This window comes from Brevibacillus sp. HB1.2, from assembly GCF_013332495.1.
GTDB lineage: Bacteria > Bacillota > Bacilli > Brevibacillales > Brevibacillaceae > Brevibacillus > Brevibacillus porteri.
Genome location: NZ_JABMIU010000002.1, coordinates 517,415 through 535,706, shown reverse-complemented (window position 1 = coordinate 535,706; position 18,292 = coordinate 517,415). Strand labels below are relative to the sequence as shown.

Annotated in this window: 6 protein-coding genes; 5 read left to right on the top strand and 1 reads right to left on the bottom strand. The window is 45.8% G+C overall.

All coding sequences use genetic code 11. From position 1 onward, the window contains the following. Positions 1 to 5 precede the first annotated feature (5 nt). From HPY28_RS07455 to HPY28_RS07435, 5 genes are all read left to right on the top strand, one after another. Positions 6 to 7,364, top strand: a complete 7,359-nt coding sequence (locus tag HPY28_RS07455) for a beta-ketoacyl synthase N-terminal-like domain-containing protein (protein ID WP_174230322.1) — start codon at positions 6 to 8, stop codon at positions 7,362 to 7,364. A gap of 54 nt (positions 7,365 to 7,418) precedes the next feature. Further along, entirely contained in the window at positions 7,419 to 13,433 is a 6,015-nt protein-coding gene (locus HPY28_RS07450) for a non-ribosomal peptide synthetase (RefSeq protein WP_174230321.1), read from the top strand. Between the two features lie 26 nt (positions 13,434 to 13,459). Then, positions 13,460 to 15,277, top strand: coding sequence for an asparagine synthase (glutamine-hydrolyzing) (asnB, locus tag HPY28_RS07445; RefSeq protein WP_069851329.1), 1,818 nt, complete (start codon positions 13,460 to 13,462; stop codon positions 15,275 to 15,277). 94 nt (positions 15,278 to 15,371) lie between these two features. Then, positions 15,372 to 16,688 carry a condensation domain-containing protein gene (locus tag HPY28_RS07440; RefSeq protein ID WP_174230320.1) on the top strand — a complete coding sequence of 439 codons (1,317 nt, stop codon included), beginning with the start codon at positions 15,372 to 15,374 and terminating at the stop codon, positions 16,686 to 16,688. A gap of 44 nt (positions 16,689 to 16,732) precedes the next feature. Continuing rightward, entirely contained in the window at positions 16,733 to 17,899 is a 1,167-nt protein-coding gene (locus HPY28_RS07435; protein WP_174230319.1) for a cytochrome P450, read from the top strand. Between the two features lie 109 nt (positions 17,900 to 18,008). On the opposite strand, the gene HPY28_RS30360 is transcribed toward HPY28_RS07435, so the two are convergent. Further along, positions 18,009 to 18,233, bottom strand: a complete 225-nt coding sequence (locus tag HPY28_RS30360) for a hypothetical protein (RefSeq protein WP_106833648.1) — start codon at positions 18,231 to 18,233, stop codon at positions 18,009 to 18,011. Between the last annotated feature and the right edge of the window lie 59 nt (positions 18,234 to 18,292).

The window sequence follows — 18,292 nt, the reverse complement described above, 5'->3', positions numbered from 1 at the left end:
CTAGAATGAACAAAATGGACGAGCTTCTCTTAAAGTTACTATGGGGTCAAATGCAGTCGCTTGGCTGCTTTACGGAAAAGAATCAAGCGCTCAGCGATCTCAAAAGAAAAAGCGGTCTGCTTGACTTATATGACATGTGGCTCGAAGAAACGGCTTCTGTTTTGGCTCGGAATGATTATCTCGTTTACGATCGCGCAACATCTACCGTGATCGATACTGCTCCCATTTCCAGTACGGCTGTCTGGCAAGAATGGGAGCAAGAAAAAGAAGTCTGGCTAAAAAATTCGGATACGAATGCGCAAGTCAAGCTAGTCGAGGCAACCCTGCGTGCTTTACCGCAAATTCTCACTGGAAAAGTGCGGGCCACAGAAGTCATCTTTCCCAATTCGTCGATGGAATTAGTCGAGAAGGTATACAAAAATAACACGGTTTCCGACTACTTCAATGAAGTTCTCGCTGATACAGTGGTTGCTTTTGTTGAGGAACGGTTGAACCAAGATTCTGCGGCCCGCATTCGCATTCTCGAGATTGGTGCAGGTACGGGAGGAACAAGTGCCGTCGTTTTCCAAAAACTAAAGGTGTATGAAGAGCATATCCAGGAATATTGCTACACAGACCTCTCCAAAGCCTTTTTCATGCATGCAGAAAAAGAATATGGCCCAAGCAATCCTTATTTGACCTATCAGATTTTTAACGTAGAAGAGTCGGTGACGGGGCAAGGAATTGATCTTGGCGGGTATGATATTGTCATTGCAGCCAATGTCCTGCACGCCACCAAAAATATTCGCCAAACGCTGCGTAACGCGAAAGCTGTTTTAAAGAAGAACGGCTTGCTACTGCTGAATGAAATGAGTAAAAACACCATCTTCCTCCATCTTACCTTTGGTTTGCTGGAGGGATGGTGGCTGTACGAAGACCCAGAGCTGCGCCTTTCAGGCTGCCCTGGGTTATCTTCGTCAAAGTGGCAGAGAGTATTGGAGGAAGAAGGATTTCAGTCGGTTTTTTTCCCAACAGAAGAGGCGCACGTGATGGGGCAGCAGATTATTGTTACCGAAAGCGACGGCGTGATTCGCCAACAGCAAAAACAACAGCCTAAACCTGCAACGAGCATAAATGCGGAACAACCAAAACCAAAGAGAGTGAACATACCTTCCGCTCCTGAAGGAAAGGCAATCGAGGAAGTCCTGCGCGGAAAAAGTACGGAATACATCAAACAGTTGATTGCTGAAACGCTGAAAATGCCGAGTAACCGAATGGATACTTCAGAGTCTTTAGAGGCATATGGGATGGATTCCATTTTATCTGTACAACTGATCAATCAATTTCGGAAAATTTTCGGAGAAACGATCAGCGGTACGTTGTTTTTTGAATATCAGACAGTAGATGACTTAGTCGAGCATTTACTAGAGACACAAAGGGAAGCACTGATTTCACTCACAGGATTGGATGATCACAAGCAGGAGCCAAATCGAACGGAAGATCATGTTGAGTTTTCTCCATTGCCGAAAATCGAAGGGAAACGAAACCCAAGAAAAGCGAGAGCATTTGCGTCATCTGCTCATTCGCAAATGACGGAGTCAAAGCCTGCGTCCTCCGGTAAAATAGCGATTATTGGCATGAGTGGGCGCTTTGCTCAAGCTAACACCTTGGATGAGTTTTGGGAGAATTTGGTGCAGGGTAAAAAGTCTATTTCAGAAATTCCAGCCAAGCGTTGGGATTGGACAGAGTATTATCATCCAAATCGAGAGGAAGCCATTTCCCTAGGAAAAAGCTATAGCAAATGGGGGGCCTTCTTAGAAGAATTTGATCAGTTTGATCCGTTATTTTTCAATATGACTCCGCGAGAAGCAGAAAATATAGACCCTCAAGAGCGCCTCTATTTAGAAGAGTGTTGGAAGGCGTTAGAAGATGCAGGCTATGCCTCATCGAAGATGTCTACGGAGCTGCGCAAGCGAACAGGGGTATTTGGTGGCATTACGAAACAAGGTTTTCATCTGTATAGTACGGAAACCAACCATCACTTTCCGACAACCTCATATTCATCGATGGTAAATCGGGCTTCCTACTATCTAAACTTACAGGGTCCGAGTATGCCGATCGATACGATGTGTTCCTCAGCGTTAGTAGCGATTCATGAAGCATGTGAATACATCCGAAACGGGAAGGGAAGCATGGCGATTGCTGGTGGGGTGAATCTGTACACCCATCCGCATACCTACTTTGGTCTGACAGTGGGACAGCTCATCTCCCATACATCTGACAGTGCTGCCTTTGGGAATGGCGGAATAGGTTTTGTGCCTGGTGAGGGAGTGGGTGCTGTTGTTCTCAAGGATTACGATCAGGCTGTACAGGACCTGGACCATATTTATGCCGTGATACGAGGAAGCGCCGTCAACCATAAGGGCAAAGCCAATAGCTACATGACACCAAGCCCCACCCCAATTGCAGATGTGATGGAAGAAGCATTGGAAGAAGGCGGACTGGACCCTCGATCCATTAGTTATCTAGAAGCTTCTGCCTATGGATCAGACATCGTCGATGCGGTCGAAATGACAGCGGTGACGAAAGCTTTTCACAACCGTCAAGGAACAGCAGGGGATTATCGACTCGGTTCGGTCAAACCGAATATCGGGCATTGTGAATCAGCTTCCGGTATGTCGCAGCTGATGAAAGTGATTTTGTCGTTACAGCATCAGACGCTGGTTCCAACCCTGATTCCTGACGATTTGAATCCGAATATTCCTTTTGATCAACTCCCCTTTCAATTGCAGCGAGAGGTATCGGAATGGAAGAAGGTCACTGTAGATGGGCAGACAGTCCCCCGACGAGCAGGCATTACCAGCTTTGGCGGCGGTGGAGTGAATGCCCATCTTATCGTTGAGGAATACAACCGAAATTCACCAAGTAGAGTAAATGATTCAGAGCCTCAGCTGTTTGTTTTTTCGGCTAAGACGAAAGAGAGATTGCAAGCGTACATTCATCGCTGGATTGGTTATTTGCAAAAGCACCAACATATCGATCTAGCGAATACAGCTTATACCCTTCAAATCGGAAGAGAAGAAATGCCTTGCCGTTTAGCTGTCATCACCAATAGTCAAACAGAACTTTACCAGAAATTAGAACGTTGGTTGGAGCATCAAGCAGAGACGGATCATTGCTTTTTTGGGGATCTCAAGGAAAACAAAGAATGGATGCCAGACCGAGTTGCTAAGGCAATCGAACTAAGAGATGTAGGGGAACTGGCAAAATGGTGGGTTCTAGGCAATCCCATCCCTTGGCAGAAGCTGCATGAAGGGAAGGAGTTATCCCGAGTAGCTAAGCTCCCAACCTATCCATTTAAGAGGAGAACGTGCTGGATAGAACGCAATCAAACGAATCACTCTAGGAGGGAGACGAGCATGACATCCGCTCATCCAGAATTCGAAAACAAGGCCGTTGAGATTTACACCTATAGCGCCAACAACAGCGAAGCGGAGTTTTCGGAGGATTACTTGACCGTATGTCCATTTGAGAAGAAGATTCCAGGCTTTTCAATGAGTCGCGTCATTTTGAATCCGGAAAAATATCCGTTGGAAAGAGAAATGGTAAGAGAGAAGCAAGTAGAGATGCGACAAGTACTTTTTTGCAAAGAAAATTTTTCGCGCGTGCAAAAAGTGTTGGACTTTGGATGCGGTCATGGGACAGATGTGATTCAAATAGCAGAGCTCTATCCGCATATGCAAACCCACGGATTTACGATTACCAAGGCGCAAGCAGAGCTTGGCAATCAACGAATCGCGCAGAAAAATCTGGGTGCTCGTGCGAAAATTTTCAACAAAGACAGCTCCAAGGATGCCTTTCCCGATCTCTACGACATGATTGTCGGGATTGAAGTGAGCTTCCATATTCGAAATAAACATGGATTATTTCAAAATATCTCTTCTTCTCTGAACGAAGAGGGAACCGTTCTGTTGATCGATTACATAGCGAATACGCGAGGACCAATCGTAGACCAGAACGTAGAAGTCAGCATTCCCACCGTGCAAGAATGGATTGAGCTTTTAGCGGAGCATCAGTTGGTGATTGATGAAATCATTGACGTATCGCCGCAGATTGCTAACGCCTTGCATGATCCTGACGTGGAACAGTACATCAAGCATCTACCTAAAGCTGTTCAAGATTTGTATATCAACACAGTGAATCAATCTATCTCTCTCGAACGAGGGTGGATCAGCTATTGCTTGTTTAAGCTAAAAAAGGCTCCGTATCTTGCGTACACGAAGCGTTGTGAATGGAATGCCAGCAAAATATCGAAGAAAAGACCGTATCCAGAAGCATTAGCGGAAATGGTAAACAGCGGTTCTATTCCTTATCCGAAAAAGCAAACGCGAACGCTCCCGAATTCAAATCAGGATGGTCACAGCTTTCATTGGAATAGGGAAACCATCAAAGAATCTTTGGTAGAGGCTTTTGCTGCCGTTTTAGGTCATCTACCAGGAGAGCTGGAAGAAGTAGAGACCTTGAAGGATATAGGAATTGGCTCTCTTAATGCCGTTGCCTTATCCGAAATGATTAATAGCAAATTCAATCTGAAACTACCGACCAGCGTTGTGTTCGAACATAATACATTAGATTCGTTGGCAAGCTATATTGCTAGCCATTTGCAGCAATACGAGCCAAGCCAGCTCCATGCAAGTAAACCATTCGTGTCGGATGCTCAAAATCAATCAATGACATCTGAATATTCTGAACAAAAACGTGTTTTTGCAGCAGATCAGTCCATTCCGGATCGGACAAAAATCAAAGCGGATCTGATCCAGGTCTTTTCGACCATTTTAGGCTTGAGACAAGAAGAGCTGGAAGAGGTAGAATCCCTTAAGGATTTGGGAATCGGCTCGCTCAATGCCGTTCCATTATCCGAAGCCATCAATAGCAAGTTTCATCTAAAACTACCAACGAGTGTTGTGTTTGAGCATAATACGCTAGATGCATTGGCGAGCTACATCGCGACTCATCTACCAGAGCGCCAATCAGCGCAGACAGAATCGCTTAACCAAAATCATGGAAATCTTGACGAGAAGCCTGCTTATACAGAGAGAGTCTCGACGCGGAATATTGCCTACGAGCCACCTAAAGCTGCTTCCGATGATATTGCGATCATTGGGATTTCCTGCCGCACAGCAGGAGCCCGGGGGCAAGATGAATTCTGGGAGCTCGTCAGTCAGGGCAAAGATTGCATCAGAGAAGTGACCAATCCAGAATGGCGTGCCTTTTTCAAAGAAAATGCATTAGTAGATATTCCGATGAAATACGGGGCGATGGAGGATATTGAATATTTTGATCCAGCGTTTTTCAAAATTTCTCCTACCGAAGCCCAATCAATGGATGTCACGCAGCGCATCCTTTTACAAGAGAGCTATAAAGCATTAGAGGACGCAGGTTATACCCCGTCGATGCTGAGAGGACAACCCGTTGGAACCGTCATTGGCGCCATGGCGGGAATGACAGTAGAACAAGATTTCTCTCATTTTGGCATGCTCGGATCGGATACGAGTATACTCGCCTCGCGCATCGCTTATTTCCTTGACCTAAAAGGACCTGCTCTGGCTGTGAACACAGCTTGCTCATCCTCTTTGGTGGCGATCGATATTGCTTGCCAAAAGCTGAAGACGGAAGAGGTCAATCTGGCCATCGCAGGAGGAATTACGATTTATTCCCATCCTGCCCCGTTTATTTCGATGAGTAACGCAAGGATGCTATCTCCTACAGGGGAGTGCCGTCCGTTTGACAATGGAGCCAATGGCATTGTCGTTGGGGATGGCGTTGGCGTTGTGATTTTAAAAAGATTGCAAGATGCATTACGAGATAACGATAGCATCTATGGTGTCATCCGTGGCAGTGGGACCAATCAGGATGGACGGACATTGGGCATTACCGTGCCTAGCTTCCAAGCGCAAAGCGACCTGCAAAAATCCATTTACGCGAAAAAACAGATGGATGTGGAAGACATTCAATATATCGAGGCACACGGAACCGCAACCAAATTAGGGGACCCTGTAGAGATTCATGCGCTGAGTGAATCCTTCCGCCAATTCACACCGAAGAAACGATTCTGCGCCATTGGTTCTTTGAAAGCCAACATCGGCCATACCACAGCGGCGGCTGGGGTGTTGAGTGTCATCAAGGTTTTACTCAGCATGAAAAACAAGAAGATGGCCCCTTCGATCCATTTTGTCAAAGAGAATGAACACATTGATTTTGAAAACAGCCCTGTTTACGTGAATACGAAGCTGCAAGATTGGCAGACCAATTCCAAAGGCTCTCGATTGGCAGCGGTCAGCTCTTTTGGCTTCAGCGGCACCAATGCTCATCTGGTGATCGAAGAGTTTGATAGAAGCAAGGTAAGAGCCTCTGCTCCTGTTGTGGGTCAAGAGATAGCGACGGGAGTCTTCGTGCTGTCAGCAGAATCACGTGAGCAATTGGTGGCCTATGCCATGAAAACAAAGGCATTTGTAGAGAATCATCATGATGTGAAACTGGCAGATTTCCTTTATACCTATCAGACTGCAAGGGAATCGATGTCTCATCGAGTAGCAATCGTGGTAGACAGTAAGGAACAGCTGATTGCGCAGTTAGAGCAATTCATACAAAGTAATGGGGCGAAAACGGCTGATCTGTTTATCGGAGAAATAAACAAAACGGGCGGAATCAAGATCGGCGATACGGAAGAGGGACGGGATTTTATCCGCAATCTCGCTCTGAACAAGAAGATCAAAAAGCTGGCGGAGCTATGGGTTCATGGTAACGAAATAGAGTGGGGAGCTCTCTATCCAAAAGGAATGGTAAGCCGACTATCAGGCCTGCCAAGCTATCCTTTTGCCAAGGAACGATACCGTTTACCCAAAGTTGTCGTAGGCAACCGAACCCATCCAGAAGCAGCCGCCACCTCCGAACTGACAGCAGAAAAACACGAACACAGAGCAGCAGACATAGCCAACTCAACTGAGCTACCTCGTGTTCAGGTGGAAGAAGCAGATGTGAGCGAGACAGAAATCCAAAACTCGGTGATCCATCATGATGTCATACATGCTGACGATGATGATACACCACGTAACGAACTCGTGAGAAAAATTGCTGCTGCGTGGGAAGAGGTACTTGGCGTGAAAAAGGTTGACATCCACAAAAACTTCCAAGATCTTGGCGGCGATTCAATCATGGCCACTCAGATTATTTCCAGATTGAAGAATAGCTTCCCGGTTGATTTGGATTTAGACAATCTCTTTTCCGCGCCAACCGTGGCAGGGATGGCGGAGCTGATTGAAGAGGAACTGATTGCTGCTATTGATGAGCTTCCAGAAGAGGCAATTTTGGAGCTATTAAGCTGATGAATTCATCTATAAAAAAGGCAGCAGAATCACCATGTGGGAAGGAGCAATCCGATGATCAATGAGAAGGAATCAGCTAAATCAAGAGATGAGATACTTGCCGAGAGCAGATCGAAGCTTTCCGAGAAGAAACTGGCATTGCTGGAGAAGCTGAAAGGCTCAAAACTGGAGACGAAAAAGACTGGAATTCCGCGGCGTTCAAGAGAGGGCTTCGTGCCCCTCTCTTTTGCCCAGCAGAGACTATGGTTTTTAGACCAGTTGGTACCGAACAGTCCTGCCTATAATGTGGTTGCCGCCTTCCATCTATCGGGTGAGCTTCACACAAACATCATGGAGCAGTGCGTTAATGAGATAGTGGAACGCCATGAAGCCCTGCGAACTACCTTTCAAGTCGCAAACGGAGAGCCGTATCAGCTCATTGCTCCTGCCTTGCAAATTCCTTTTCCTATTGTCGACCTGACAGGACATCACGAGGCGCAGAGGGAGGATGAGTTTCGCCGACTCGCGAAAGAGGAAAGCATGTATGTTTTCGATTTAACCAAGGGACCGTTGTTGCGTGTTACTTTATTCAGACTCGGCGAAGACTTGAATATTCTACTTTTGAACGTTCACCATATCATCATAGACGGATGGTCAGTCGGAGTTTTCTTCAGAGAAATGGTTCTGCTTTATCAGGCATATCTTGCGGACAAGCCTTCCCCATTGCCTGAGCTTCCGATCCAGTATGCTGATTTTTCAAGCTGGCAGCGGGAGTGGCTTCAAGGAGAAGTGCTTGAGAAACAGCTTTCTTACTGGAGAGAAACCCTTGGAAAAGAAAGCAGCGCGTTAGAGCTGCCAGTAGACCGTACAAGACCTCCTATCCAAACGTTTCAAGGAGGGAGCCTAAAACTACAAATTCCCTCTTCCCTTTCACATGCCATGAAAGCGCTGAGCGAGCAAGAAAATGCCACGCTGTATATGGTTTTGATCACCGCGTTAAAGATATTGTTGCATCGTTACAGCGGGCAAAATGATATCCGGGTGGGAGTGCCCGTAGCGAATCGTAACCGAGTGGAAATGGAGAATCTGGTTGGCTTTTTTGTAAATACGTTGGTTCTCAAAACAGATGTTTCCGGCAATCAAAGCTTTAGAGAACTGTTGTCACGTGTGAGAGAAACAGCGAACAGCGCATACAGACATCAAGACGTACCATTTGAACGATTAGTGGACGAATTGCAGCCTGAGCGTAATATGAGTCAAAATCCACTGTTTGAAGTTTGCTTTGTGTTGCAGAACTTTCCTATGCCGAAAAAATCGGACATGTCTGCATTAGGCTTTTCCTTGGTCAAATTTGAAGAGTTCCGTAACAACACATCCAAGTTTGACCTCTGGATTCAGGTTGTAGAAAAAGGCGATATCCTTGACCTAGACGTCGAGTTCAATTCCGATATTTTTAATGAATCGACAATTAGTCGCTTGTTAGAAAGCTTTACAATCGTGCTGGCAGGCATTGTCGCGAATCCGAACCAGCCGATTTCAGATTTGCCGATTTTGACCACTGCGGAAGAGCAAAAGCTGTTGGTCGAATGGAACGATACGAAGACGTACTACCCACAGCAAGATAGGTGCCTCCACGAAATGATCGAAGCGCAGGCTGCCAAAACACCAGATGCCCCAGCCGTTATTTTTGAAGAGAAGCAACTCACTTACCGTGAATTGGATCAACGGGCGAATCAACTGGCTAACCATCTCGTAAAACAGGGTGTAAGCGCGGAAACGCTTGTGGGCATTTATATGGAGCGCTCATTTGAGATGGTCATTGGGCTGTTAGGTATCCTCAAAGCAGGTGGGGCCTACGTTCCCCTAGATCCAAGCTATCCGCAAGATCGGGTTGCCTTCATGATCACGGATGCGAATCCTTCTTTCCTCTTGACTGCGGAGGAGCTGAAGAACACGCTCCCTGAATACGGTGGACAACTCATTTGCCTCGATTCAGATTGGGAGACAATTAGCATGGAGAGCCATATGGCGCCTGCAAGCGGAGTCAACAGCGACAATTTGGCGTACATGATTTACACCTCAGGTTCCACTGGTAAGCCAAAAGGTGCGATGAATGCTCATCGCGGTATCGTCAACCGACTTTTATGGATGCAGGAACAATATCAACTGAATGAAACCGATCGCGTCATGCAAAAGACGCCTTTCAGCTTTGATGTGTCGGTTTGGGAATTTTTCTGGCCGTTAATGACGGGCGCTTGCATGGTAGTAGCTCGTCCAGAAGGTCATAAAGATACGACTTATTTGGCACGTTTGATCAAAAAAGAGAAAATCACTACCATGCACTTTGTTCCTTCAATGCTTCAGGTGTTCCTGGAGGAGACAGAAATTAGCGGCTGCGATACGCTACGACGAGTCATTTGCAGTGGCGAAGCCTTATCTTATGCAACGCAGGAGCGCTTTTTCGAGTGTCTCGATGCGGAATTGCACAACCTCTATGGTCCTACAGAAGCGGCGATTGATGTCACGTACTGGGCATGTCAAAAAGGGAGCAAGCTTAGATCCGTGCCGATTGGACGCCCTGTAGCAAACACCCAAATCTATCTGTTAGACGAGCACCTGAATCCTGTTCCCGTGGGTGTTGCCGGCGAGCTGCACATCGGTGGTGTACAGCTGGCTCGCGGATACTATAACCGACCTGAGCTGACAGAAGAGAAATTCATCCCTGATCCATTCAGCAAAAAAGAGGGAGCACGCCTTTATAAAACAGGTGACTTGGCACGTTACATGCCGGATGGAACGATCGAGTATCTGGGTCGAATTGATTTTATGGTCAAATTAAGAGGGTTCCGTATCGAGCTGGGTGAGATTGAAGCTGTATTGGATGAACATCCACATGTACAAAAAGCGGCTGTGATCGTTCATGAATCCGAGCAGAGACCAGGGCATAAGCAGTTGATATCTTATATCGTGCCAGATTCACAGGCCAAGGAAAAACTGAAAAAGGCAACAGAAGAAGAAGCGCTTCCAGCGGAACAGGTATCAGAATGGCAGGATGTCTTTGATAAAGCCTATGATGATGTAAATAAATATGAGGCAGACTTCAACATTACCAGCTGGAACAGCAGTTATACGGGTCAACCCCTTTTAGCGGAAGAAATGCGTGAATGGGTCAATTCGACGGTTGATCGTATCCTTGCCTTGCAACCGAAAAAGGTACTCGAAATCGGGTGCGGTACAGGGCTGTTATTATCCCGGATAGCGCCTCATTGTGAGCAGTATTGGGGAACAGATTTTTCGTCGATGGCGTTGGATTATATTACGGCGAATCTGATCAACCAAAGAGAGGATTTATCTAATGTCACACTGTGTAAGAGCTATGCGGATGATTTTCGTGGGCTAAAGGGACAGAAGTTCGATGTGATCGTGCTCAACTCTGTGGTGCAGTATTTCCCGGATGCGAGCTACCTGTTGGATGTGCTGAAAAAGGCCATACACGCCATGAATGACAAAGGAGCAATCTTTGTCGGTGATGTTCGTAATCTTTCTTTACTGCAAACCTTCCTCACTGAGGTTGAGATGGAAAAGTCACCGGCGACGTTGACTATCGATCAATTGCAGCACCGCGTGCAGAAGCGAATGAGACAAGAGCAGGAGCTAGTTATCGATCCTGCATTTTTCTATGCGCTTCAAGCGCAGCTGCATCAGATCAGCCATGTAGAAATCAAGTTGAAGCGAGGCAGTCATCATAACGAATTAACTCGCTATCGCTATGATGTGGTTCTTCATCTCGGCAAAAAAGTGCAGCCGATTGAGGACTTTTCCTGGCTGGATTGGCATGAGGAGGGATTCAAAAATATTGATGGACTTCGTCAAATCATGACCAAGTATAAACCGCAAATCTTAGGGCTTACGAATATCCCAAATTTGCGGTTGGACAGGGCGAATCGATACCAGTCATTGCTTGCTGACGGAGATGTTCTCAAAACGGTAGAAGAACTGAGAACAGATCAGAACGATGCTTACAGTGGAATTGACCCAGAGGAGCTTTGGCAGTTGGGCGCTGAGCTTCGATACAGCGTGGATATTGCTTGGATGGGTGATAGAGAGAATGGCAGCTATGAAGCTGTGCTCCGACCTGAGCATTTACTAGAAAAAAGACAGCGTAACACAGTGGTCACCGCGTGGCACCGTCCAGCGAAACACTACCAGCCGATCGAAACGTATGCGAACGATCCTTTGACAGACAGAGTTGCTCGCCAGTTCATTCCAGAGCTGCGCAGTTATTTACGGGATAAGCTGCCAGATTACATGGTTCCGTCTATCTTTGAGTTTATCAAGGAAATGCCAGTGAACATGAATGGAAAATTGGATCGCAAAGCGCTTCCTGCGCCGCTTATGGAAGTGCCAGAGATGGAGGGAGATTTTGTACCACCGACGACCGAGACGGAAAACATTCTTGCCAATGTCTGGGCTGAAATATTGGGCTTGGACAAGGTTGGCATACATAATAACTTCTTCGGATTGGGTGGCGACTCCATTCATACCATTCGAGTGGTTGCGAGAGCAAAACAATTCGGTCTGGAACTGACTCCACAGCAAATTTTCCAATTCCAGACCATAGCTGAACTAGCAGAGGTTGTAGGTGGGGTTTCTACCCAAAGCGCGAAGCGAACTCCAAACGCAGTAGAGTTACCAACACTGGATAAGCATCAGCTGGATCGGATAAAAGCAGATAACCCATACATGGAGGATGTTTATCCGCTGACGATCATGCAAGAAAATATGCTGTATCGATACAAGCATCATCCAGAGCCTGGTTTGAATGTGGTTCATCATGCTTTTCGCATAGAGGGTGGCCCTTTCCATGTATCTGCTTTCGAGCAGGCATGGCAGCATCTCATCCAACAATTCCCTGCATTGCGAACATCCTTCATCTGGGAAGAGCTGGATGAACCGATGCAGATCGTACATGAGAAAGTGGATATCCACATCAAACAGGAAGATTGGCGTGGCGTTCCGGAAGATAATCAACATGAACAATTGCAATCCTACATTCAGAAGCTTAGACAACAAGGATTTGAGATGGGCCATGCACCACATGCGCATCTTGCTCTGCTTCAAGTAGGAGAGGATGTCTACTACTTTATTTATGTCTTCAACCTGATGTTGCAGGATGGCTGGAGCTATACATTGATCGTGAAAAGATTATTCGAATATTATCAAGCGTTTTCCCAAGGGACGGCGATTGATATTGTGCCTGTCTATCCTTATCGGGATTATGTTGCGCTACAAAAAGGGCAGGACTTAACGGATGCCGAGTTGTTCTGGAAGAAAAATCTGAAAGGAATGACCAGCTCCACTCTTGAATGGGCGCAAGCGAGCAGGAAGAATATCTCTGCCGAGGAGCCTCCCTATTCTCAAGAAAGGTTCATCGTATCGCCAGAAGTCTCCTCGGCGCTATTATCCTTGTCCAAAAAGTATCATCTGACGCCATATACATTGGTGCAGGGGGCTTGGGCATTGCTGCTCCATCATTACAGCGGTAAGGAAGACGTTGTTTTTGGTACGATCTTCTCCGGCCGCAGCATTGCGATGATGGAGGTCGAGCATTCTGTCGGGCTTTTCTTCAATATTCTGCCCATTCGCGTGAGCATTGAGCAAAACATGAGGTTCTTGTCTTGGCTCCAAAACATGCAGTCCAAGGTAGTAGAGACGAGTCAGTACGAATACACGCCGCTGAAAAAAATATACGAGTGGTGCGATATCCCACGAGATCGGCTTTTGTTTGACAGTTATCTGGTAAGCGAACAGCTCCCTGATTTCTCTTCTGTGTTTAGAGGATTTAATGATGTCCTCGGCGCTACCATCTATGATTCTATCGCGCAGACGGAGCATCCGTTACGAGTGGAAATCCTTTTCTATGAACAAGTGCTAGTCCTGCATATTAACTATTATCGACGTTTCTTCAACGATAAGGAGATTAGCGGTATGCTGCAGCATTTGAATACTCTTTTAGAAGGATTGGTAGCGAACCCAGAGCAAAAGGTAAGCGAGTTAATCAATAAGATAACGTATCATCCCCAACACTAAATTGGCGAACAAGAGGAGAGGTTACTATGTGTGGAATTGTGGGATGGCTTGATTGGGATGACGATTTGTCATCCCAGCATGCTATTTTGCACAAAATGGCTCAAGCGATCCAGCATCGCGGGCCAGACGAAGAGGGATATTGGTTGTCTCCTCGGGCAGCGATTGCGCATCGGCGCCTGATCGTGATCGACCCAGAAGGCGGCAAGCAGCCCATGATCTACCGAGAAGGAGATCAGACGTGTGTCCTATCGTTTAATGGCGAAATCTATAATTATTTGGAACTGCGCCGCCAGTTAGAGCTGCTCGGACACTCCTTTCAAACCAATTCTGACACGGAAGTATTACTGCACGCTTTTTTGGAGTGGAGAGAGGAATGTGTCCGTCATCTCAATGGAATTTTTGCATTTGCCATTTGGGACGAAAAAAATCATCGATTGTTTTTAGCGCGTGACCACTTAGGTGTGAAGCCATTATTTTATTGCCAACGAGGGAGCTCGTTCTTGTTCGGCTCCGAACTGAAAGCTTTGCTTGCCCATCCAAAAGTGAAGCCTGAAGTAGAAGCGGATGGGTTAGCAGATATTATCGGACTCGGTCCGGCGAGAACACCTGGATTTGGAATTTTCCGCAATGTCAATGAGGTTCGAGCTGGACATTGTGTAACAGTCACGAAGGATCAAATCAGGACAAGGCCATACTGGAAACTGGAGAGCAAAGTGCATACTGACGATATGGATACCACGACAGAAAGGATACGCGCTCTGTTACAAGACACGGTTCAACGTCAGTTAATCTCTGACCTGCCATTGGTTAGTATGCTGTCTGGCGGTTTGGACTCGAGTGGCTTGGTAGCTTTAGCCGCTGAAGAGCTTCGTAAAAAAGGGAAGACGTTGCACACCTATTCGGTTGATTTTGTTGACAATGATCAGCATTTTGAAGAAGGTTTGTTGCACATTAGCTTGGATGCACCATGGGCGAAATCCGTTTCAGAGCATGTACAAACGAAGCATCAAGAGATTACCTTCAACGCTCAAGATCTGATTACTCATTTTCATATGCCGTTAAGAGCGCGTGATCTCCCGGGATTAGGGGAGACGGACACGTCGCTCTATTTGTTTTGTCGTGAAATGAAGAAAAACGCGACCGTCTCGCTATCCGGTGAATCGGCAGACGAAGTGTTTAACGGGTATCCTTGGTTTCAGAAGGAGAAATTCTTGAATTCAGGCAAATTCCCTTGGATGGAGCATGACGGGTGGAGTTCATTTTTAAATGAAGAAGCCATCGAAAAAATCCGCCCACAAGAATATCTTCGCAGGCGGTATGAAGAAGGGATTGCAGAGGTACATCCTTTGGAAGGGGAGACAGCATTGGAAGCGCAACAGCGCAAAATGTCGTACCTCTTTATCACACGCTTTCTTCCGCTACTATTGGATCGCAAGGATCGAATGAGCATGTATACGGGGTTTGAAGTACGTGTTCCTTATTGTGATTACCGTCTAGTTGAATATTTATGGAATGTCCCATGGAAAGTAAAAAATATTGATCAAATCGAAAAAGGCTTGCTTCGCAGAGCGTACAAAGGATATTTGCCGCAAGAAGTATTGTACCGAAACAAAAGCGCATATCCGATGACCTATCATCCAGAGTATTACCATGCGATTTTGGACCATATGAAACAAATTTTAGCGAATCCTAATTCGCCTCTACTACCATTGATTAATAAGTCTGTGATCCAATTCGTACTGGATGGAAAAGCACCGATGAATCTAGCTCAATCAACGAAGCTGATCGAATACCTCGTTCAGATCAATATGTGGTTAGAGGAATACAAGATTTCCATTCGATAGAAGCCCGTGGATTTGCTGATAAAAAGGACAGTCAGGATGATTTTTCCTGACTGTTTTTCTTTCAAAAATTTTAGTTTGAAGGGGTGTGTAGGAAATGAATGTCAGTGAGGTAAATCAGAACATGGCAATCCCACAGCGACTGCCTGCAAACGGAAGTGATAGGTTTAATTACATGGTCAGCTATCTTTCCGATTGCCAACTTCAAATGGTGCTGGAAATGGACAGACATGTGAATCAACAGCGATTGCTTCAAGCGATGGAGGCAAGCACCATTGCTGAACCTATCATGAGTTGCCGCTTTATAAAAGATTCAGTCCGCCCCTATTGGGAGCGACGCAGCGATTTGGCGTCAAGCGGTTGGTGTTCCTTACAACTTCTCAGTGAGTCCGATTCCGAAGAGAAAGCCGTACAGGAGTGGCTGTCGAGCCCAATAGACATCGATGCTGATGCGATGGTCAAAGTTCGCATTCTACGGACCTCGACCAAAGATATCGTATGCATCAAATTAAATCATCTATGCAGCGATGGTGCAGGGTTGATAGAGTATGTTCACCTGCTAGCTTCGTTATATAGTGAGCTGGCCCAAAACCCTCGCTACGTCCCCAAGTCAAACCCTGAGGGCAGAGATCAGAGCCGTTTGTTCAAGGAGATGGGTATCCCAAATGGCGGGATGCCGCAAGCTCCGGAACCGCAGGGACCAACACTTCCTTTTACGCCTGGAGAACCAGCGAAAAGGCGACAAGCCATTCGCAGAATACCGCGCGAAGAGTGGTTGGAGCTAGTGCAAGGATTTAAACAAAAAGGGTTTACGGTAAATGATGTGTTATTGGCTGCCTATATGCGCGCTTTATCTCAACAGATGGAGAACGTTCCGGCAGAGCAAATCAAGGTCATGGTCACTGTTAATGTAAGAAAATTTTTACCCACAGGCAAGGCAGACGCCATTTACAACCTGTCTGGCGTTGTTCACGCCTCCATGAATCAAGCAACAGGGACATTTGCAGATAAGGTGAAAGAAGTGGCCGAATTCATGAAAAATCAACGCGATAATAAAGAGATTCTGCATGATGCGGTAAACACTTTTGCCTTTGTGGAAAATTTAGAGTTCCATCACACATTGAAGATCATACAGGATGTAAGAAAACAAATTGTAGCAGATGGAAACAGCACACCGATATTATCAAATTTTGGCATGATCAGTGCTAGTCAGATATCATTCGATGATGTGAAAGTTGCAGGTGCGTATATCGTCTCGCCAGCCTATTACGCACCTGGACTGATGCTTGGAGTCAGTACGTATCAAGATTGCATAACCTTCACTATTTCCTTCTTTGAATCGAATACAGACATTGGGGTAATAGAAAAACTCATGGATACCATGTTAGAGGAAATCAAGTCATACAAAGAGTAGCCGTTTGCAGCAATACCTACCCATTTAGATAAGGAGTGAAGGAAATGAATAAAGTAGTATTCCCTAATGAAATATCAGGTGCCGAGAACCTGCAACAACAGTTTGAACCCTACGGCTGGTATGCAGACATGAGAAAAAATAGCCCGGTCCATTACGATGAAAAGCAACAGCTTTGGAACGTATTTCTGTATGCGGATGTAGAGCGTGTGCTGACCGATTATCACCTCTTTTCAAGCGATACAGGCAAACGAATCGCTGGTTCCCTCGCATTGAAAGAAAAGGGGATCACAGAGATGGACCCGCCTGATCATGGAAAAAGGAGAGCGCTCTATACAAAGGCATTTTCAACCAGAACACTCCAAGAGTGGGAACCGCGTATTCAAGAAATTTCACGTCATTTGCTAGAGGAAGTAAAAGAAAAGCAAAGCATCAAAATTTTAGGTGATCTCGCAACTCCGATGCCAGTGATTGTCATTGCCGATTTGCTCGGTGTACCGTCCAGTGATTGGATGCTATTCAAACAATGGTCCGATGTGCTCATCTCTTCCGGAACCCGCGAAACGTATGAGGATATTAACCTCAAAAAGGAAGAAATCATGAAGGAAATGGCCGTTTATCTCTCTCCGATCATTCAAGAAAAAAGAGAGAATCCGGCAAAAGATTTTCTTTCCGATTTAACGCAAACAGAATACAAAGGACAAAAACTATCTGACCGCGAGATTATTGATATTGCAATCAGCTTGCTGCTTGCCGGTAATGTCACGACAAGTACGCTCTTGTTCAGTGTTTTCTACTGCTTTTTACTAGATCGACCAGGCGTCTATCGTGAATTAAGAGAGAATCCGCAGCTGGTAGATCAAGCGATCGAGGAAGTATTGCGCTTCCGTCCGCCAGCACAGGTTTTGATGCGCAAGGTTCAAGAAGATACGGATATGTTCGGAAGTATGATGAAAAAAGGCGAAATCGTCATGGCATGGCTCGGTTCTGCCAATCGTGATGAAAATACCTTTGCGCAGGGAGACCAATTCGATATCCATCGACCTAATAGTAATAAGCATCTATCCTTTGGAAAAGGCTGCCACTTATGCTTGGGCGCACCACTATCCAGACTGGAAGCAAAGGTGATGCTAACAGAAATGATCAAGTGCTATTCTGACATCTCAATCGGTGGATTTGAAAACGATCTGATCCTCAATGTGACGAGAGGCTAATCCTATCGTGTGTCCGTTTTCGTTTCTAAAAAAGCAGTTGAGCAGGAAGGTTATCCCTGTTCAACTGCTTTTTTTATTTGGAGAGAAGGAAAAGAGAATTCCTTATTTTTCAATACTTATCTTTCCGAATCACCAAATAAACAATCAACCCAATAACCGGAAAAAACAAGGATGCAACAAGCCCGATGATAGCGAATTCCTTGCTATTCCCTCGTCTCCTTGCATCGCGGTATACCCAGATACTGATGACAATGTTAAGGATGTTTAAAAATAAGATTATTAGTAACGGGAGGAACACAATAAAGTTAGAGGGAGCATCGCTTACTTGAACCAAAGGATCACCTGCTTTAAAATTTTTCAAGACTTTCCCAATTATATAAAAGGATATGGGAA

Coding starts and splice junctions, on each gene's coding strand:
- HPY28_RS07450 (WP_174230321.1), top strand. CDS start 7,419: ATGATCAATGAGAAGGAATCAGCTAAATCAAGAGATGAGATACTTGCC.
- asnB (WP_069851329.1), top strand. CDS start 13,460: ATGTGTGGAATTGTGGGATGGCTTGATTGGGATGACGATTTGTCATCC.
- HPY28_RS07440 (WP_174230320.1), top strand. CDS start 15,372: ATGAATGTCAGTGAGGTAAATCAGAACATGGCAATCCCACAGCGACTG.
- HPY28_RS07455 (WP_174230322.1), top strand. CDS start 6: ATGAACAAAATGGACGAGCTTCTCTTAAAGTTACTATGGGGTCAAATG.
- HPY28_RS07435 (WP_174230319.1), top strand. CDS start 16,733: ATGAATAAAGTAGTATTCCCTAATGAAATATCAGGTGCCGAGAACCTG.